Source organism: Fulvivirga ulvae, assembly GCF_021389975.1.
Taxonomy (GTDB): Bacteria; Bacteroidota; Bacteroidia; order Cytophagales; family Cyclobacteriaceae; genus Fulvivirga; species Fulvivirga ulvae.
On sequence record NZ_CP089981.1, the window covers coordinates 2,848,423 to 2,868,026 of the forward strand.

Annotated in this window: 17 protein-coding genes, 1 tRNA gene and 1 pseudogene; 14 read left to right on the forward strand and 5 right to left on the reverse strand. The window is 41.3% G+C overall.

From position 1 onward, the window contains the following. The first annotated feature begins 141 nt into the window (after nt 1-141). Both LVD17_RS11870 and LVD17_RS11875 read left to right on the forward strand, forming a co-directional pair. The gene (locus tag LVD17_RS11870; RefSeq protein WP_233767013.1) at nt 142-2,244 is read left to right on the forward strand and encodes a cellulase family glycosylhydrolase; all 2,103 of its coding nucleotides are present in this window, start codon (nt 142-144) and stop codon (nt 2,242-2,244) included. A gap of 112 nt (nt 2,245-2,356) precedes the next feature. Continuing rightward, nucleotides 2,357-4,315: a sialate O-acetylesterase gene (locus LVD17_RS11875; protein WP_233767014.1), complete on the forward strand. Its 1,959-nt coding sequence runs from the start codon at nt 2,357-2,359 to the stop codon at nt 4,313-4,315. Between the two features lie 241 nt (nt 4,316-4,556). Here LVD17_RS11875 and LVD17_RS11880 read toward each other — a convergent pair whose 3' ends face one another. The 4 genes from LVD17_RS11880 to era form a co-directional block, all read right to left on the reverse strand. Beyond that, entirely contained in the window at nt 4,557-4,793 is a 237-nt protein-coding gene (locus LVD17_RS11880; protein ID WP_233767015.1) for a hypothetical protein, read from the reverse strand. 66 nt (nt 4,794-4,859) lie between these two features. Continuing rightward, nucleotides 4,860-6,164 (reverse strand): ribosome biogenesis GTPase Der, encoded by a 1,305-nt coding sequence (gene der / locus LVD17_RS11885; RefSeq protein WP_233767016.1) that lies wholly within the window; start codon nt 6,162-6,164, stop codon nt 4,860-4,862. Nucleotides 6,165-6,284: 120 nt separating this feature from the next. Further along, nucleotides 6,285-8,933, reverse strand: a complete 2,649-nt coding sequence (locus LVD17_RS11890) for a vWA domain-containing protein (RefSeq protein ID WP_233767017.1) — start codon at nt 8,931-8,933, stop codon at nt 6,285-6,287. 29 nt (nt 8,934-8,962) lie between these two features. After that, nucleotides 8,963-9,847: a GTPase Era gene (gene era, locus LVD17_RS11895; RefSeq protein WP_233767018.1), complete on the reverse strand. Its 885-nt coding sequence runs from the start codon at nt 9,845-9,847 to the stop codon at nt 8,963-8,965. 152 nt (nt 9,848-9,999) lie between these two features. On the opposite strand from era, the gene LVD17_RS11900 reads away from it, so the two are divergent. The 4 genes from LVD17_RS11900 (at nt 10,000) to LVD17_RS11915 (ending at nt 12,038) form a co-directional block, all read left to right on the forward strand. Next, nucleotides 10,000-10,072 (forward strand) — tRNA-Met (locus LVD17_RS11900). 252 nt (nt 10,073-10,324) lie between these two features. After that, the gene (locus LVD17_RS11905) at nt 10,325-10,558 is read left to right on the forward strand and encodes a hypothetical protein (RefSeq protein ID WP_233767020.1); all 234 of its coding nucleotides are present in this window, start codon (nt 10,325-10,327) and stop codon (nt 10,556-10,558) included. A gap of 378 nt (nt 10,559-10,936) precedes the next feature. Beyond that, a complete protein-coding gene (locus tag LVD17_RS11910) occupies nt 10,937-11,404 on the forward strand; it encodes an REP-associated tyrosine transposase (RefSeq protein WP_233767022.1) in 468 nt (155 codons plus the stop codon). A 169-nt stretch (nt 11,405-11,573) separates the two neighbouring features. Beyond that, nucleotides 11,574-12,038 carry a GNAT family N-acetyltransferase gene (locus tag LVD17_RS11915; RefSeq protein WP_233767023.1) on the forward strand — a complete coding sequence of 155 codons (465 nt, stop codon included), beginning with the start codon at nt 11,574-11,576 and terminating at the stop codon, nt 12,036-12,038. A gap of 45 nt (nt 12,039-12,083) precedes the next feature. Here LVD17_RS11915 and LVD17_RS11920 read toward each other — a convergent pair whose 3' ends face one another. After that, entirely contained in the window at nt 12,084-12,272 is a 189-nt protein-coding gene (locus LVD17_RS11920; RefSeq protein ID WP_233767024.1) for a hypothetical protein, read from the reverse strand. A gap of 500 nt (nt 12,273-12,772) precedes the next feature. Between LVD17_RS11920 and LVD17_RS11925 the strand changes: the two genes are divergently transcribed. The 8 genes and pseudogenes from LVD17_RS11925 to LVD17_RS11960 all read left to right on the forward strand — a co-directional run bounded on the left by LVD17_RS11925 (nt 12,773) and on the right by LVD17_RS11960 (nt 19,566). After that, complete coding sequence (locus tag LVD17_RS11925; protein ID WP_233767026.1) at nt 12,773-13,618, forward strand: hypothetical protein; 846 nt, start codon at nt 12,773-12,775, stop codon at nt 13,616-13,618. A gap of 297 nt (nt 13,619-13,915) precedes the next feature. Further along, complete coding sequence (locus LVD17_RS11930) at nt 13,916-14,446, forward strand: REP-associated tyrosine transposase (RefSeq protein WP_233767028.1); 531 nt, start codon at nt 13,916-13,918, stop codon at nt 14,444-14,446. Nucleotides 14,447-14,820: 374 nt separating this feature from the next. Beyond that, nucleotides 14,821-15,951: pseudogene (locus LVD17_RS11935) on the forward strand (IS3 family transposase). Between the two features lie 274 nt (nt 15,952-16,225). Then, complete coding sequence (locus tag LVD17_RS11940; protein WP_233767029.1) at nt 16,226-17,098, forward strand: HEPN domain-containing protein; 873 nt, start codon at nt 16,226-16,228, stop codon at nt 17,096-17,098. A gap of 39 nt (nt 17,099-17,137) precedes the next feature. Then, nucleotides 17,138-17,770 (forward strand): LysE family translocator, encoded by a 633-nt coding sequence (locus LVD17_RS11945; RefSeq protein WP_233767030.1) that lies wholly within the window; start codon nt 17,138-17,140, stop codon nt 17,768-17,770. Nucleotides 17,771-18,150: 380 nt separating this feature from the next. Beyond that, nucleotides 18,151-18,477 carry an ArsR/SmtB family transcription factor gene (locus LVD17_RS11950; RefSeq protein WP_233767032.1) on the forward strand — a complete coding sequence of 109 codons (327 nt, stop codon included), beginning with the start codon at nt 18,151-18,153 and terminating at the stop codon, nt 18,475-18,477. Beyond that, nucleotides 18,446-18,928: an SRPBCC domain-containing protein gene (locus LVD17_RS11955; RefSeq protein ID WP_233767034.1), complete on the forward strand. Its 483-nt coding sequence runs from the start codon at nt 18,446-18,448 to the stop codon at nt 18,926-18,928. The genes LVD17_RS11950 and LVD17_RS11955 overlap by 32 nt, the downstream gene beginning before the upstream one ends. 56 nt (nt 18,929-18,984) lie before the next feature. After that, nucleotides 18,985-19,566: a dihydrofolate reductase family protein gene (locus tag LVD17_RS11960; protein WP_233767035.1), complete on the forward strand. Its 582-nt coding sequence runs from the start codon at nt 18,985-18,987 to the stop codon at nt 19,564-19,566. Nucleotides 19,567-19,604 lie beyond the last annotated feature (38 nt).

Here is a 19,604-nt window from a genome sequence, read left to right on the forward strand (position 1 = left end):
TCTTACCGCCCGGACTACAGCATGATTAACCTGATTTTCTGCTTGTTATTTTAATTATAGAAGGTTTAGTGACCTGCTTTTTTTAAGCCATACCTGCAAACGATTTCTGAGTTTTAATGTTCAACATAAACCTATAGACCAATGATTAAAATCAACTCCTATGAATTATCTGTGCTTCCGAAATCTGGAAGCACCGACGTTTTTAAGTCCAGGCTGAAGATGTTTGTCAATAGCCGGCGAAGTTTTATACTTCTTGTATGTGGTGTAATGATGTCCCTTACCGTTTACTCCCAGTTACCAACTGCGCAGCAGGTAGCCGCCAATATGAAAGTCGGCTGGAACCTCGGAAATACCCTGGAAGCTATTGGAGGGGAAACCAGCTGGGGCAACCCCATGGCAAACCAGCAGCTTATCAATAGTGTGAAAGCTGCCGGGTTCAATACCGTACGCCTTCCCGTTTCATGGGATCAGTATGCCAACCAGAGTAACAATCAAATCGATGCAGCCTGGATGGCCAGGGTGAAAGAAGTGGTTGATTATTGTATCAGCAACGATTTGTACGTGATCCTCAACATTCACTGGGACAATGGATGGCTCGAAGAGAACGTGACTACGGCACAGCAGCAGGCCGTAAATGTGAAACAGAATGCTTACTGGACGCAAATAGCCAATTATTTCAAAGCCTATAACGAGCATCTGCTTTTTGCCAGTGCCAATGAGCCTCGCGTGGAGGATGCTACAGGTATGTCGGTATTGTTATCATACCACCAAACCTTTGTTAATGCAGTGCGTGCAACAGGTGGAAACAACAGCTCACGGACACTGATCGTGCAAGGGCCAAAAACAGATATAGGCACGACCAATGAGCTGATGAATACCCTGCCTACCGATCAGATAGCCAACCGTATGATGGTGGAAGTACATTACTATGACCCTTATCAATTTTGCCTGATGGACAATGATGAAAGCTGGGGTAATGTGTTTTACTACTGGGGCAATGGTTATCACTCCTCCACAAATACTTCCAGAAACGCCAACTGGGGAGAAGAAAGCCATGTGGATGAAAGGTTCGGATTGATGAAGGCTAAGTTTGTAGATCAGGGTATTCCGGTTATTATAGGTGAATTTGCCGCTAAGAAGCGTTCCGGTATTCCGGAAGAGTCACTTCATATCGCATCCCGGGAGTATTATCACAAATATGTAGTTCAGTCCGCTATTGACCATGGTATGATTCCTGTGTATTGGGATCATGGTCAGCCCGAATTTGGATTGTTTAACCGCAGTACCGGAGCAGTGGTTGATCAGGGCAATCTTGATGCAATTATGGAAGGTGCTGCGGGAAGCTGTACTCCCACACAGATTACACCCTATGTTCAGCTAAACGGAGGACCATGGGCACAAACATCCAGCGCAAACCTTGATGCAGGAGGTAGCGTAAAATTTGGCCCGCAACCCACCCGGGGAGGATCTTGGAGCTGGCGCGGTCCCAATTCCTTTAGTGCTACTACACGCGAGGTGACCATTGCTAACATACAATCCAACCAGGCAGGTGATTATGTCGCTACCTACACTAATACCGCAGGCTGTAGCAGTACAAATACTTTTAAAGTAACTATCAACAGCAGTGCGTCTTCCATTGTAGTAAGAGCCCGGGGAACCCAGGGAGATGAAACCATTGAATTACGTGTTGGCAGCCAAACCGTCGCCACCTGGACACTGGGTACATCATACGCTAACTACACTGCTTCGGGAAACGGGGCAGTATCTGTTCATTTTACCAATGATAACGGAGGAAGGGATGTACAGATAGATTATGTTACCGTTGGAGGAACAACCTATCAGTCAGAAAACCAGTCAACCAATACTGGTGTGTGGCAAAATAGCAGTTGTGGAGGCTCTAACAGCGAATGGTTGAATTGCAATGGGTATATAAGCTATGCTACCACTGGCAGTTCATCAGCCAGGACAGCCCAGGCTGAATCAGGTGTATCAAACGTGGAAGAGATTGTTGATATCGTTATTTATCCCAACCCATCGCGGGAAGGAAACTTTTCCATTACTGTTCCTAAAGCCATGGAAAATGCAACTATTCATGTTTTTGATAACAAGGGCAGACAGGTGTATGAAAATGTAGCCGAGAGAAGCGGAACATTTGATATAAATACTAACCTTAAAGCAGGGGTTTATCTTGTAAAGCTTACTTCTGGAAAAGCTAATTTGACTAAAAAACTAATCGTTAGATAAACAGCGAAGTAAAGGATGGCAGATCGTGCATCCCTGCCATTCTTTGCTTCTTATAAGTGATAGACCAAATTTTGTTTTTGGGTTTTCAGGGCTCATTTAATTTTTTTTACATATGTCAGTAACAAACAGATTACTATTACGAACAGCCACTTTATCCTTTATACTATTCTTTATTTTTCATGCGCGGTGCTATGCGCAGATCACTTTATCCAAAGTATTTGGGGACAATATGGTTTTACAGCGAGATATGAAAATTCCTGTTTGGGGAAGTTCAGCACCGGGTGTGCTTATAGTGGCGGAGCTGGGAGGGAAACAGGTGACCGTAAAAGCTGATCAGGAAGGAAAATGGAGAGTGGATTTTCCGAAATTCAAAGCCGGAGGGCCTTATACTCTCAAGTTGTATGAAAAGGGAAAAGCAGATGGAGCCATTGAGTTAAGCAATATTCTGATCGGAGATGTCTGGCTGGCTTCAGGACAATCGAATATGGAATGGCAGGTGCAGCAGGCGCAGGATGCTGAAAGTGAAATAGCAAAAGCAAACTATCCCAACATACGTTTTCTATTCGTAGAACACGACAAAAAATTAACTCCACAAACTGATATTTCTTCCGGGCAATGGAAGGCTTGCGATACTACCAATGTAAAGCAACTCTCAGCCGTGGCATATTATTTTTCACGAAAAATACATCAGGATCAACACGTTCCGATAGGTATCATCCAAAGTACCTGGGGAGGAACACCGGTAGAGTCGTGGACCAGCCGGGAAAAGCTGCTTACTTCACCCATTACCAAATCAGCCACACTAAGCAACGATACACTAACCTATGATCATTTTATTACCGATAGCCTCAATTCAGTCCGTTATTGGGAAATCTTATATCAGCCCAGGAACAATACAGATCAGGTGATTCCTATGGCGGAATATGATGATTCTGACTGGAATGAAATTGATATGCCGGGTGTGTTCCGGGACATTGGCATGGCTGAGTACAATGGGATGGTCTGGCTTCGGAAAAAAGTAATGTTACCGAAATCATTCACCAAAAAAGATTTGACTATTAACCTGGGGCATCCTGAAATGAATTATTCACTTTATTTCAATGGCACGCAAATCTGCAAGAATATTTGGAATGCCAACCCAACACATTACTATACCATTCCTGCCGTGCTTGTGAAAAATGGGAAAAATACCATTTCCGTAAGAATGGCTGTATTGTGGGGTGGTGGAGGCGTGAACCCTCCTGCGGGTGAATTATATATTACTGACAGCGTTTCCAGAATTTCTTTGGCAGGAACGTGGCTGTACAAAAAGGATCTTGAGCCGGCATTGCCTGAAATACTGAACTATCACTATTATCCGGAAGTACTATTTAATGCAATGATCAATCCGCTTATTCCCTATGGCATCAAAGGGTTTATATGGTATCAGGGAGAAGCCAATGTGGAGGCTGCCTATGATTACCGGACATTGTTTCCAATGATGATACAGGATTGGAGAGCCCGTTGGGGGCAGGGCGACCTTCCTTTTCTATTTGTGCAGCTGGCCAATTTCCAAGTGGTAAAACCTCAGCCATCTGAGAGCGACTGGGCAGAACTAAGGGAAGCCCAAATGATGACATTGTCCTTGCCCAATACAGGTATGGCCTGCATTATCGACATTGGTGAGGCTGATGATATTCATCCGCTAAACAAACAGGAAGTAGGGCGGCGGCTGGCCTTAATCGCAAATAAGCTTGTGTATAAACAAAATATTATAGCCTCAGGTCCTCAATACAAAAGTTTTAAAACAGAGGGAAATAAAGTTCGGATTAGCTTTACGCATACCGGCTCTGGGTTGACAACAAAAGATGGCAAAGAGGTAACTGGCTTCGCCGTTGCCGGAGAGGATAAGCAATTCTACTGGGCGAAGGCTGAAATTGACGGAGATAAAGTGGTGGTTTATGCTGATAAAGTAAAATCACCCAAATCTGTACGCTATGCGTGGGCTGATAATCCGGTGAGCAACCTCATAAACTTTGAAGGACTGCCTGCCGTACCTTTCAGGACTGATGATTGGAAAGGGACAGAGTAGAGTAGTATTGAGATTTTAGGTGTGATTATTAAGGGTAAAGTGGGGGTGCAAGAACTCAAAATATTGATAGACGCGGTTTACTGATTTTCAATAACTAGCTTCACCTTGCATGTTCATTTTTCAAATCCATTTGCTCCGCAGATTTACTGCCGCGTGTATGATGTGCCCACATTTGAGATAGGTCTAAAAACAGAAAGGGCCTTGGTTTCCCAAAGCCCTTTCTTATGAGTTTCAAAGAAAATTACTCAGCGTTTTCAACTGAATCAACTTCTTCTACAGTCTCTTCTACTTCTTCTACAGCTTCTTCAGCACCTTCTTCTACATCTTCAGCAGCTTCTTCTACTTCTTCAGTAGACTCTTCTACAACTTCCTCAGTAGTAGTTTCTTCTGCTGATTCCTCAGTTGATGCATTGTTACCACAAGCAACAAATGCGAAAGTGAATCCTAGAGCTAAAAATAATGTCAATAGTTTTTTCATTTTTTCACAGGTTTTGATTTGAAGCAGTAAATATAGATACAAAAACATGTAAAGGTCAAATCCATGTCATTTTTTTCTGAAAAATAGACGAATTGGTACGCCCTCCAGGTTAAAGTTCTTCCTGATCTTATTCTCTAAAAACCGCTCATACGGGGCTTTAATATACTGCGGCAGATTGCAGAAGAAAGCAAACGCCGGAGTTTGGGCGGATAACTGAGTGATGTACTTTATTTTAATATATTTTCCTTTTATGGCAGGTGGAGGATTATTTTCTATTTCAGGAAGTATGGCTTCGTTAAGTTTTGAAGTGGAGATTTTTGAGTTTCTGTTATCATAGATCTCAATAGCTTTCTCGATCGCCTGGAATATTCTTTGCTTTTTTACTACCGATGTAAAAATAATTGGAATGTAATCAAGTTGACCTAATTTCTGCAAAATGGCTTTCTTATACTTTTCTGCAGTGTTGTTTTCCTTCTCTATCAGATCCCACTTGTTTACCATGATCATGATACCCTTTCTGTATTTTAGTGCCAGGCTGATAATGCTCATGTCCTGAGCCTCCAGGCCTCTTTCTGCATCTATGATGAAAATACAGACGTCACTGTCCTGTAAAGCCTGAATAGACCTGAGTACCGAGTAAAATTCTATGTCCTCCTTCACCTTGGATTTCTTGCGGATACCTGCGGTATCGGTAAGTATAAAGTCCTTTCCATACAGCTTATAGTGTGTATTTATAGAGTCACGCGTAGTGCCGGCTTCATCAGTTACTATTGTACGCTCTTTGCCTAGTAAAGCATTAAGGAAAGACGATTTTCCGACATTAGGCCTGCCCAGGATAGCAATGCGGGGCACGCCTTCTTCAGGGTTTTCTTCACCTTCATCAAAATTCTTCACTACTTTGTCAAGCAGCTCACCGGTACCCGAGCCACTGGCAGAAGAGATTGGGTAAACATCACCCATGCCCAAAGCGTAAAATTCACTTGACATATGGATACGCTCCGTTGTATCCGCTTTGTTTGCTACCAGGTAGATGGGTTTATTAGACGTTCTCAAAACCTTGGCAAAGTCTTTATCCAGATCGGTAAGGCCTGCAAAGCTGTCTACCATAAAAAGGATTACAGTAGCTTCGTCGAGAGCGAGCTCTACCTGGTGCCGGATCTCCGACTCAAACTTGTCTTCGGAGCCGGTGACATAACCACCCGTATCAATAACCGTGAAATGCTTGCCCGTCCATTCGGCATACCCGTAGTGGCGGTCCCGGGTTACCCCACTTTCATCATCCATGATTGCTTTCCGCTTTTCTATCAGGCGGTTAAAAAGCGTCGACTTACCTACATTGGGGCGTCCTACTATAGCTACTATATTTGCCATATCCTTTTATATTGGGAGTAATTAACAGGCGTTACTAAAAAAATGTAACTGCGAAACTAACAACTCCAAACCCTAATCTCTAATTAATTATCTACTTGTTTAATACTTTTACAGTTTCTCTTACTTTCCTAACCGCTTGGCCTTAGCCTCTTTCACCAGCACCAGGTCGGTGTTTTCAGTGGTAACATGTGAAAATTTTCCATTGCCCGCCTCAGCCATCTTAGCTACTTTTTCAGGCATTAAATTTTTATTGCCATAATAGAAAACAGACATCACAATATCGTTTTCAGCCTGTTCGCTGATCAGATGATAAAGGGATTCAGGAATATTGAACTGACCATCCGTAGCCAGTATGATCCTGTTGTTGCCACCTTCTATTCGGAACTTTTCAGCCATTTTATAGGCCAGTTCAACACCGTCTTTAATATGTGTGGTTCCAGATGAACTCAGTTTGTCAAGCTCTCTCATCACCTTTCTGTCCTTACAGGAAGCACCCTTTAATACGGCTCTCGCATTTTCCGAATAAATAACGATCGACATTTTATCCTCTTCGCGCATGATGCTCAGCAGCCGTTTCAGTGATTTTTTGAGCAGTGGCAGCTTATTTTCATCACTCATGGAAGATGAAACATCCAGCAGCAAAACCAGGTGGTTGACCGCAAACCCTTCCATTGAAACATATAACTCATCCACCTGTGCAACCTCAGGCTCATCTCCCTGGCTGCCCATACCCTCAGGAGGGATAAACGAATAGAAAGTCATTTTTTTCTGGTGCTTCAGCAGCGATACCGGCTCAAAATCAACATAAGGGTTGAAGAACTCCGATTTCGGTATTTCCGCATCAGGTATTTCCACCAGGTTATCGAAATAGAACTCGATCAGGTGGTTATACTTATATACAAATTCCTGATAAGTGTAGGAAGGAGAGGTACCCCTTCGGCTGTCGTTGTAGGGGTTGGCAGCAAAACCCGTTTGAGACAGTTGGCCTAATTTCCGGGCACCATCGATAATTTCATTATAATACCTTTCAATGTTGCCCGATGATGTTCCGTATTTTCCAGCATTGATGCCGTCCAGGTTATTGTGCTTGTTGAGATAGGCTGCCGTGGCTTTGTGATTAAGGCTGTCTGTTGATGGCAACACGCCCGAGCTGTCCCTGATGTAGCTATACATGGTCTCTACAATGGCCCTGCTCTCGTCCATAAGGGCCGTCATGTCCGTGCCGGTTTTCATCCATGGGTCAGCCATGTCTTTGGGATAGCTGTCATAGATGGTTTTTATTTTGCTGTAAAGCGCATCTGTTTGCCGGTTGAACTGATCGACCAGGTATGAAATCCTCTTCAGGCGGCTGTAGATAAATTCATAAACAGGTTTGACATCAGCCTTATCATAAGTGATCAGCTCTAGCTGCTTTAACGACTGCTGCAGTTCATCAAAGATCTGCCAGATCTGTTTTGCCTGCCTGTTTAGCGTATTGCGGTAGTGCTCCGGGATGTATTTGCTGTTATATAGTGCACTTTCGTAATATGACAGCGGAATGTCGGGATAACTATAGTTAAACCTGGAGGGGTTTCGCTGTGCATGAAAAGCATTGTTGAGGGCATGGTTATAATTAATGCAGACATGGGGTATATTTTTACTTACCCGTACGGCATTGTTGATAAACTCTACATAGCTGTTAAGCGCAAATGCTGTTTCGGGAGATATCTCCATGTTTGCAGGTATCGGAGTGATTTCACTTACAGTAAGGGTATCATAGCTTACAGGCTCAACTTTAGGCTCAAACGGTTTGTCAGGCAATACAAAGGCAGGGCAGTAGGCCGTCAGTGCAATGCCTCTGAAATCGTCATTACTGGTGCAGAACCTGTTGAAAAAGGATAACGCGCTATTCAGGTCGTTGAGAAAAGCTTTGTAGCCGGAGTTGGCATGGTTATCGGAGAGCTGGTTTTCGTAGATGTTCCTGTCAAGCCAGTAGCGTTTGGAGCTTTGCGCCCCGTGGTACATCTGGTGTACGAAATTTTTATAATACAGACTTACTTTCGGGACCCCTGACCAGCGAAACATAGAGTCGATCAGGTTGAGGTTCCGGATCACCATCGCGTTTGGAATACCATTGACCGGAATTTTTGGTGTCAGGTTGTAGGCCCATAAATCCATCATTTCCGATTCCAGTTGCATAGCATCCCTCATGCGCTGCTCAACCACATGGTGGATGTTACCGGGGTTGTAAGACTGGTATTTTCTGTAAATATCATCAATGGTTACATCCAGCTTGTGCTTAGCGGTTCTGAAATTGGCGTATTCCTTTTGAATTTCCCTCAGCTTGCCTTCTGCCCAGGCCATGTCCGCGTCTATGGTATAATGCTCGAGGTTGACGTATGTTTCTATTTCGCGGCACTTTTCAACGATGGTGCCATAAACTTTGAGCATAGCATCGTAAGGCCGGCTCAGGGCTGCCCTGTCACTGGCTGTAAGTTGTGCTGCTTTTGTTTTTTGATTTTGCAGGTAGTAGTCGTCAATAAAATCAATACAGGCAGATTTGTGGTTTCTGAAATTGTAATCATGCCTGCGTTCTGCATAGAGCGTGACGGCCTGTCGGAAGCTTTCCAGGCAACTCATGGCTTCGGTGAGGCGCTCAACACTTTTGTTGGTTACTTCTGTATAAGCATTGAGGGCGCCTGCGGTCTGGTGGGAGATGGACTGGGCCCGGAGCGGTACCCAGATGGAAGACAGGAAAACAGATAGAAAGAAGTAAAATACTTTCATCATTGAGGGGCAAGTTTGTTTATAATTGACGGTTATTTTTTATATCCAAACCTTTTCAGGCTCAACTCCTGCTTTCTCCAGTTTTCGGCCACCTTTACAAACGTCTCCAGATGGACTTGTTTGTTGAAGAATTTCTCCAGATCTGCCCGGGACTGGATCCCGACCTTTTTCAGGGCTTCACCTCCTTTGCCAATGATAATGCCTTTCTGGCTTTTGCGCTCTACATATATTTCAGCCCTTATCCGTATGATGGTCTCATCTTCCTTAAACTCCGTTACCACCACTTCGGTACTATAAGGTACTTCCTTTTTGTAATTTATAAATATCTTCTCACGGATTATTTCTTCTACAAAGAATTTCTCCGGCTTATCTGTAAGCTCATCTTTAGGGAAGTAGGCCGGGTGCTCTGGCATGAGTTCGATGATGGCATCAAAAAGTTCATTAATGCCCAGGCCCTCAAGGGCCGAGACCATCAGGTACTTATCGGCTTTGACCAGCTCTTTCCAGTAGGTAAGCTTATCTTCACTCTGGGTGCCTTTGGCCTGATCAATTTTATTGAGGATGAAAATGATGGGAGCATCGATCCTTTCCAGGTGTGCGGCCAGGGTTTCATCAAACTTTTCGTAGATGTCTGTCATGAACAAAACCACATCGGCATCTTCGAGTGAGGAGCTGACGAATTTCATCATGGAACTGTGCAGCTCATACTCGGGTTTTATAATTCCCGGGGTGTCGGAATAAACAATTTGAAAATTTTCTCCACTTAAAATTCCCATTATTCTGTGGCGTGTTGTCTGGGCTTTGGAGGTGATGATGGAGAGCCTTTCCCCCACTAATTGGTTCATAAGGGTAGATTTGCCTACGTTGGGCTTACCAATAATACTTACGAATCCGGCCTTGTGAGGAGTGCTTGACATGAAGGTTTTAAATTTATTTTTGCAAAGGTACTTGATTTTTAAATATCTTCCATCTACTTTTGTAGTCCAATTCAGCAAGGGGGATAAAGAAAAGCACAAAAGAGTGCTACTACCCTTGAAAAAATAGCGATAAAAAGACCTTAAAAATATATCGCGGGATGGAGCAGTTGGTAGCTCGTCGGGCTCATAACCCGAAGGTCGCAGGTTCGAGTCCTGCTCCCGCTACTACGAAGCCGATTACTGAAAAGTAATCGGCTTTTTTGTTTTTATTCAACTGATAATCAGGTATTTATACTCAAATCCTTTGAGTGCGATAAGCTTACATGAGAGAGGATCATAGGTTAAGTTGCTATATTAGAGTAATTTGAGGGCACTCGTTGTCAAATGCATAATAGCAATGTCGTGGGTTGTGATGAGTAACCACTGCCATTTAATAGTACGAGCCAAAAACCAAAATCTTAGCGATGTAATCAGGATTTGAAAAAGTATACATCAAAAGCAATATATAATGCAATTGAAGCTAACAGCAAAGAGAGTAGAAGAGAATGGTTGTTGCTTGTTTTAAAGTACAATAATAGAATTTGGTTATGGGAAGAAGGCTATCATGGAGAAGAGACAATGAACATTGAATTTTACGATACCAAAGTCAATTATATCCGTATGAATCCTGTAAGGGCAGGTGTTGTGGAAAAGAGGAAGATTATTTGTTGAGTAGTGCCGGAGATTTTATGGAGTTCGTAAAGGAAGGCTGGAATTGAATGTTTTTGGTTGAGGGGTGTCGGATTACAAATTCCGAATAGCCGGGATTTACTATTTTGGTATCTTATAGCCTATTTGGTACACACGCAACCATATACGGACGTTGCTGGTAATTTAGCATAAGATGAAACAGTTAATAATAGTCATTTTTGCAGTATCAACTTGGACTACCTGTAGGGGGCAAGAACTTGTGATAATTAAGGACTCCAGCTCTTCGACATTTGTAATGTCGAAGTCCTATCGTAGCGTTTGCAACGCGACACAGATACACACATACATAATAAAAGAATGGTTAGTAGGGTTTTTAGCGTGGCTTACTAAATTAGCAGTATGGGATATGCATATGTAGTTCGAGATCAGGGGGCAGTACATTATGTGACATTTACAGTGCATCAGTGGGTAGATGTATTTACACGTCCTGATTATGTAGATATTTTGTTGGCCAGTTTAAAGCATTGTCAAAAGGTAAAAGGCCTTGAAATATATGCGTGGGTTGTGATGAGTAACCACTGCCATTTAATAATACGAGCCAAAAACGAAAATCTTAGCGATGTAATCAGGGATTTGAAAAAGTATACATCAAAAGCAATATATAATGCAATTGAAGCTAACAACAAAGAGAGTAGAAGAGAATGGCTGTTGCTTGTTTTAAAGTACAATAATAGAATTTGGTTCTGGGAAGAAGGCTATCATGGAGAAGAGACAATGAGCATTGAATTTTACGATACCAAAGTCAATTATATCCGTATCAATCCTGTAAGGGCAGGTGTTGTGGAAAAGAAGAAGATTATTTGTTGAGTAGTGCCGGAGATTTTATGTAAAGGAAGGCTGGAGTTGAATGTTTTTGGTTGAGGGTGTCGGATTACAAATCCTACGATTAAGGCTTCGGGATTACAAATTCCGAATAGCTGGAATATCCAGGTAATTCTATAGAACTCTAACAAGCTATAAAAGCATAATAATAAAAATGATACAAATTATTGAAAGTAGAGAGAAGGACATAGATGCTTTGCGAAATCTATTTTTAAAAACAAGGCTGACAACTTTTTCCTGGATTGAACCATCGCAATTCAAACTGTCTGATTTTGAAAAGGAAACGGATGGTGAGTATATTTTGGTAGCTCTTGACGATGAATTGTTAGTTGGATTTGTTTCTGTATGGGTTGCTGACAATTTTGTTCATCATTTGTATGTCGATGAAAAATATCATAATAAAAATATTGGGACTGAATTATTAAAAACTACGATTGATAAAATTGGGTTGCCAATTAGACTGAAATGCGAAGAAAATAACGCAAAAGCAGTAAGCTTCTATAAACAAAAAGGGTTTGTGGAAAAAGAGAGGGGGCAATCTAAAAACGGAACGTACATTTTGTTTGAACTATTAAAAGAATTAGAGAGTAAAGGAACGGCGCCGGTAAAATGCATATAAATCATGCCGCAGACTTTGATAATTAATTTGGTCTGCCCACACGCATTATATACGAACGTTATGAGTAATTATAAAACTTTGACGAAATGGCACACTGTCATTTCTCAAACTGTCAAGGGCAAATGACATACCGGTTTTTGGGAAAGGCTCCATATTCTCGATAAAATCTTTTTCACCCCATGGAATGCTGGCATAAAGGGTTATATTTTTCGGGTCAGGAGTATTTTCTTTCATTGATATTTTTTGCTTGAAATCGCAGCCGATGCCAATTCAGGGAAGATGTACTGGATGCGTACATATTTGAGAGTCTATCGCAGTTGCAGATCCTGTGGTCAATGGAGAGAGAAGTACAATCATGGGCATCCACACCAGTCTTTAGCAGGAAGGAGTCCTGTAGACTTCAAACGGGCACGACACAAAATTATTGAAGCTTACGAACAAGTAAAGGCTAAAATGAACAACATTCACTAGCTTTAAGGTTTGTATACAAACGTAGAGATGACTTTCGGAAAGTAAATTATGTGGTTGGGAAGATCTGGAGTTGATGGGTGAGTGAAATGATTAAAGTAAAGTACTTAATATCTGATTTTAGTCGTTTGTAAACTAAACGTTTGTCGTCTCTTAGTGGAATGAATTACAGTACTTTACTGTAAAATGATATAATGTGTGTATGTGCAACGTTGCATATATTCAATTGTTATAGCCAATTGTGCTACGATCAAATTCATTATTAAATGGGAAACTGGGGAACTGGAATATCTTCAAATGACATATTCGAGGACATCAAAGATGAATTCTTTGAACTCTACAATGATGGACTTGAACCAACTGAGATAACTCAGAAGCTTGTCAACTCAAATCAAGAGATCGTCAACGATAGGGAGGATGCCAACAACTTTTGGTTTGCTTTGGCACTTTGTCAGTGGGAATGCAAATCCTTGGAACCAGAGCTTTTGGAACGGATAACACAGATTGTTGAATCTGGAACTGACATTGAACTTTGGAAGGAGCTTGGAGCAGAAAAATCCGAGCTAACCAAAAGACAAAAGGTTCTGGATAAACTTCTGGAAAAACTTAATTCCGAGAAGAAGAATCTGAAAAGAAGGAAAAAGAAAGTTTTCAGAGATTCTGTTTTTAAAAAAGGCGATTGTCTAAGTGTCCGACTTTCTAACGGATCATTTGGGGCAGCTTTTGTTCTTGAGTCTGAGGAACAAACTGAATACGGACTTAACTTAATTGCTCTATGTGATTACGCTTCGGAAGAACCTCCTACAATTGAGTTTTTTGAAAAGGCTAACATCCTGATTTCAAAACAACAAGCGTCACGCGATACATATCAAGACCATCCTTTAATTAGCTGGTATATGGCTCCCCATTTTAAGGCAAGTGAAGTCAACTTGACCGTTATTGGATCACTTGATGCTAAAAAATCTTACAACCATGAAAAGGATTATAAAAGCTACGTCCACTGGAAATACATTTCCGATCACATAGAGAACCAACCAGAACTTGTGGCAGAGCATGGTCCTATACAAACAAAACTGAAACTGAAGACGCTGAGAAAGAAAACATGGCTATAACATCGGCTATGAATGAATTGGGTTTCATGGATCAGGATACTTTGGTGGCACTTGGAAAGTCCGCCACTAATTGTAAATTTATTAAGCGGTGTGGCTTGGTGCAGATGAAGAAGTTAGTGCTTTCTAATTCCCACTCATCATAGCCAGGCGTTGTGCTTCATACTAAAACCGATCCAGCTCTTCGACATTTGTAATGCCGAAGCCCTATCGTAGCGTTTGCAACGCGACACAGATACACACATACATAATAAAAAAATGGTTAGTAGGGTTTTTAGCGTGGCTTACTAAATTAGCAGTATGGGATATGCATATGTAGTTCGAGATCAGGGGGCTGTACATTATGTGACATTTACAGTGCATCAGTGGGTAGATGTATTTACACGTCCTGATTATGTAGATATTTTGTTGGCCAGTTTAAAGCATTGTCAAAAGGTAAAAGGCCTTGAAATATATGCGTGGGTTGTGATGAGTAACCACTGCCATTTAATAATACGAGCCAAAAACGAAAATCTTAGCGATGTAATCAGGGATTTGAAAAAGTATACATCAAAAGCAATATATAATGCAATTGAAGCTAACAACAAAGAGAGTAGAAGAGAATGGCTGTTGCGCGTTTTAAAGTACAATAATAGAGTTTGGTTCTGGGAAGAAGGCTATCATGGAGAAGAGATAATGAGCATTGAATTTTACGATACCAAAGTCAGTTATATCCATATGAATCCTGTAAAGGCAGGTGTTGTGGAAAAAGAAGAAGATTATTTGTTGAGTAGTGCTGGAGATTTTTATGGAGTTCGTAAGGGAAGGCTGGAGTTGAATGTTTTTGGTTGAGGGGTGTCGGATTACAAATCCTACGATAAGGCTTCGGGATTACAAATCCCGAATAGCTGGATTTTCATCCAGTCATAAAGTTCCTGTACGCATAACGATAAACCAGAGTCTTTCATGTATTGCGACTGTCCCCTTGAGGGGACTACAGGGGTGTTTTAACATCTTAATATCTGTCTAAATCTTCTGTATCTTATCATTATTTTTCTCTCAATATACCCAAGGTTGGGTATTGACAAAGTGATTTGGTATTGACTAGCTTTAAACTTCATTTTTAAATGAGTGTATAGTTTATGGGAAGCAATTTTATGTGTAAGCACCCCCGCAAATAGGACAGTTTAAAAGTAGAGAAAACAACTTAAATTTGAACTGTTTTTATGAAAAGGAAAAGATTTTCACCCCAGCAGATTGCCAGCATCTTAAAGGAGTTTGATGCAGGAAAAACGGCAGCAGAGATCAGTCGTGAACACGGCGTTAGCCAGGCTTCATTTTACAAATGGCGTCAGCGTTTTGGCGGAATGGAAGCTTCAGAGCTTCGCAAGTTGAAGGACCTTGAGGAAGAAAACCGAAGGTTAAAACATATGTATGCTGAACTGGCCCTTGATCTCAAACTTGCTAAAGAGATTATAGAAAAAAAGCTTTAAAGCCCTGTCATAAAAAGCAGCTCGTTAAAGAAGTACAGAATGAACTGAACTGTGGCATCAGCAGGGCGTGCCGTGTGCTAAATCTAGCCAAATCGGTATATATTATCAGTCTATTAAGAATGATGAGCCTATAATATCAGCATTGAAGGCAAAGCTGAGCAATTTCCTCGCGAAGGTTTTTGGAAAGCATTTAATCGCCTCAGAAATGAGGGTAATGAATGGAATCACAAGAAAGTTCATCGTATCTATAAAGCGTTGGGTTTAAACTTGCGCAGGAAAGTAAAGAGGAGATTGCCAGCAAGAATAAAAGAACCTCTGGAGGTGCCTGCTGCACTTAACCATACATGGTCTATTGATTTCATGAGTGATGCCTTATTCAATGGGCGTAAATTCCGCTCTTTCAATGTTATGGATGATTTTAATCGAGAAGCTTTGCATGTAGAGATCGATTATTCTTTAAAGAGCAATAAAGTGGTGTGGGTTTTAAATCACTTAATTAAACGCAGAGGGAAACCTTCGCGCATACGTATGGATAACGGTCCAGAATTTATAGCGGCATTAACACAAGAATGGAGCCGTATGCATGCAATAGAGTTCATTTATATTCAACCAGGTAAGCCTACTCAAAATGCATATGTTGAGAGACTGAATCGTACCTATAGAAACTATGTGCTTGATGCTTATGTGTTTGATTCTATAGATGAAGTACGACAAGCCACTGAAGATTGGATGTATGATTACAACTTTGTGAGGCCACATGAAAGCTTAAATGATAAGAGTCCTGTACAATATGCACAGGTGGCGTTAACAGTGGATAACTCTATCGAGTTACCCACAATTAACACCTACTATAATAATAATTAATAGAAATTTATATTTTTATGTAGTCCTAAAACCGGGGGGCTTACAATAACAATGATTAAAAATAATTTACCGTTATGATAGTAGCTCAATGTTTGTATAACTCTTAATTATAGATATTCTGGCCGAATATTAGGATTTAAGCTGAATTTGCTACAAACTTCATGTTCATATCCATTTCCCCCACACCCTTTCAGCATAACCATTACCTGCCAAAAAAACAGCAAAAAAGAACTATAATAATTATTAACTTTCAGGCTTAAATAAATCCAGACGTTTGAGCGATACGGTAGAAAATATTCCGGAGAACAAGAGAGAAGAATTGAAAAAGCTTACTGAGCTTATTTCCGGTATGGACAAAGTAGAGATGCTGATCCTCTTCGGGAGCTATGCCAAAGGGGATTGGGTTGAGGATAGCTATGTAGAAAATGACACTATTTACGAATACCGGAGCGATTTTGATTTGCTGGTAGTGCTGCGGCATGAAAACTTCTCACTCAAAGTTAAGATAGAAGAGCAGGTAAAAAGCCAGCTCATAGAAACCGGAGAGGTAACTACCCCGGTAAGCATGATATTTCATGGCATAAAGCACCTCAACCAGGCATTAAGCATTGGCAACTACTTTTTTAAAGACATTAAAGAAGAAGGCATAGTACTCTACGACACAGGCAAACACAAACTGACCTCACCTAAAAGGCTCACTGCAAAGCAATATCAGGAGAAGGCGCAGGAGTACTATGACCAGTGGTTTGAAAGTGCGAATGATTTTTATGAAACTTTCAACTTTGATTTAAACCGAAATAAACTGCATCAGGCAGCATTCTTACTCCACCAAGCCGTAGAGCGCTACTACACCACCATCTTGCTGGTATTTACCGACTACCGGCCCAAGGACCATAATCTGGAAACCCTGGGGATAAAAGTGGAAATGTGCGACAAAAGATTTGATGTATTCCCGAAGTCCACCAACGAAAGCAAGCGGTTGTTTGAGTTGCTGAAAAGAGCATATATAGATGCCCGCTATAAAATGAAGGAGTACCACATCACGAAAAGTGATTTGGAGTATTTAGCCGCCAGGGTGGAGGAGCTAAAGCAATTAACTGAAGAAATTTGCCTTGAAAAGATAGAGCAGATCGGAGAGAGGGAATAGAGTATTGAGGGCATTGACTAAAAAATAACTAACAGAAATATGATACCCATTAACGATCTACTACTATTTGCATTAGCCGCATTGATTATGGTGCTTACGCCCGGGCCAAACATGATTTATTTAATCTCCAGGTCATTATCACAAGGGAAAGATGCCGGAATAATATCTCTTTTCGGGGTCATGTGCGGATTTTTGTTTCATATCCTAATGGTCTCATTTGGCCTTACTGCCATATTTTTTGCTATCCCTTATGCTTTTATGGTGGTCAAGTTTCTTGGCGTTGGGTATTTACTCTACCTGGCTTATAATTCTGTAAGGTCCAAGGCCAAAATCTTTGATGCAAATCGAAATCTTAAGGCAAGCAAACCGCTCAAATTGTTTAATATCGGGCTGATGACCAATGTGCTGAACCCCAAGATGGCGGTCTTTTATCTTTCATTTTTTCCGCAATTTATAAAACCTGAACATGGGTCCATTTTAAGTCAGAGTTTTCAACTGGGTGCAATCCAGATCATGATAAGCTTTACGGTCAACTTCGTGATTGTACTATTCGCTGCCAAAATGGCGGTCTGGTTCTCGAAAAATCCACTCTGGATGGGAGTTCAAAAATGGTTTATGGGGTCTGTATTGGCCGGGCTTGCCGTGAAAATGGCATTGACAAAGGCAAAGTGAGCTCTCTGTAGGGTCACGGGTTTAGCACTTTATTGTAAGAGCTATTTATAGAAGAGAAATTTTACCATAGCAGCTTTTCAAAAACATCGATTTTGTGCAATCAGGGAGTAAAAGGTTCGGTATTTGCCCATGAGAGGCTAAGAAAAACCGATCAGAAGTGATCGGTTTTTTTATTTATATCCACTCCTAAATTATGCTTATTCTACGAGCACTTTTATATCACAAGCGGCCTGATTTAGCCCGGGCAGTTCCTGTTTCAGTTTGGGCTGCATGACTGCTTTGTTTAACCCATAACCAAACTAAAATATAAATTTAAGCAAGCAATGACTTGCGTATTAAATGTGCAAGGAATAACTTGCTCAAAGTTATCCAGATACCCTATGAGACGAGATGTATATCAGGCAATAGCTGACCCGACCAGGAGGCAGATATTAATGTCGCTTACCAAAGAAAGAAAAAAAGTAAATGCCCTTGCAGAACAATTTGACATGACAAGACAGGCCGTGTCTCTGCACGTTAAATTTCTACAGGAATGTGGGGTAATAAGCATTGAGCAGGAAGGACGGGAGCGCTATTGCAACCTCGAAGCAAACAAACTAATGGAAGTTGCTGATTGGCTTGAACCATTCAAAGCACTATGGAATAGTCGGCTTGACAGGTTGGATAACCTCTTAGATGAACTACAAGGGAAAAACAAAAGAAAATAAAATGGAAGACATCAGTAACAGATCAATGGAAATAACCAGGATATTCGACGCTCCTGTCGAACTGCTCTGGAAAGTCCTGACCACTCCTGAGTACATTAAAGTTTGGTGGGGCCCTGAAGGCTTTACCAACACCATTAGAAAAATGGAAGTAAAAGAAGGAGGGATATGGGATTTTACAATGCACGCCCCGGACGGGACAGATTTTGTGAATGTCTTTTACTACCTGGAAGTAAAGCCCCTGGAAAGGATCGTAATGGAACACAGGCAACATCCAAAATTTACCCTCATTGTACAGCTCTTTCCGGAAGGTGACTCTACAAAGGTCGTCTGGCAAAATATTTTTGATTCTGTACCTACTAAAGAAGAAGCCATAAGGGCATTCAAAGCAGATGTTGGCCTTGTTCAAAACATGGAGCGGCTTTCACAATATTTAAAACAGCATCAGGCCTGAGGTTCAGCAAATGGATCAAGCAAATCATTTTGACTAGCAACTAGAAATAAACCTATATGAAAAAGATAATTTCATTTATGCATGTATCGCTTGATGGTTTTGTAGCAGGACCAAACGGCGAAATGGACTGGATTAAGGTTGATGAAGAAATTTTTGATTACGTAGGCAAGCGCATAAACCCCTGCGACACGGCTTTGTATGGACGAGTAACTTATCAGATGATGGAAAGTTACTGGCCTACTGCAGGAGACAAGCCCACCGCAACCAAACACGACATTGAGCATTCGAAATGGTATAGTAAGATCCGTAAAGTTGTGTTGTCAAAAACCATGAAAGCAGAGGGTTTAACAAGTACTGAAATTATTAGCGATAACCTCTCAGACAGAATAAACGAACTAAAACAACGTAATGATGGAGGTTATGAAGATATCTTCCTTTTTGGCAGCCCGACAGCAACACATTCACTTATGCAGCAGCACTTAATTGATGGCTTCTGGCTTTTTGTTAATCCAATTGTTCTGGGAGGAGGTGTTCCCTTGTTTGCAAATATCAAAGACAAAATAAACCTAAAGCTTTTGCCTGCTACCCAGCAATTTACTTGTGGAGTAACGGAACTGAATTATATGGTTGACAGGTAAAAAGCCCTCCCAAAACAGGGAGAGCTTTTAAAAAGGGT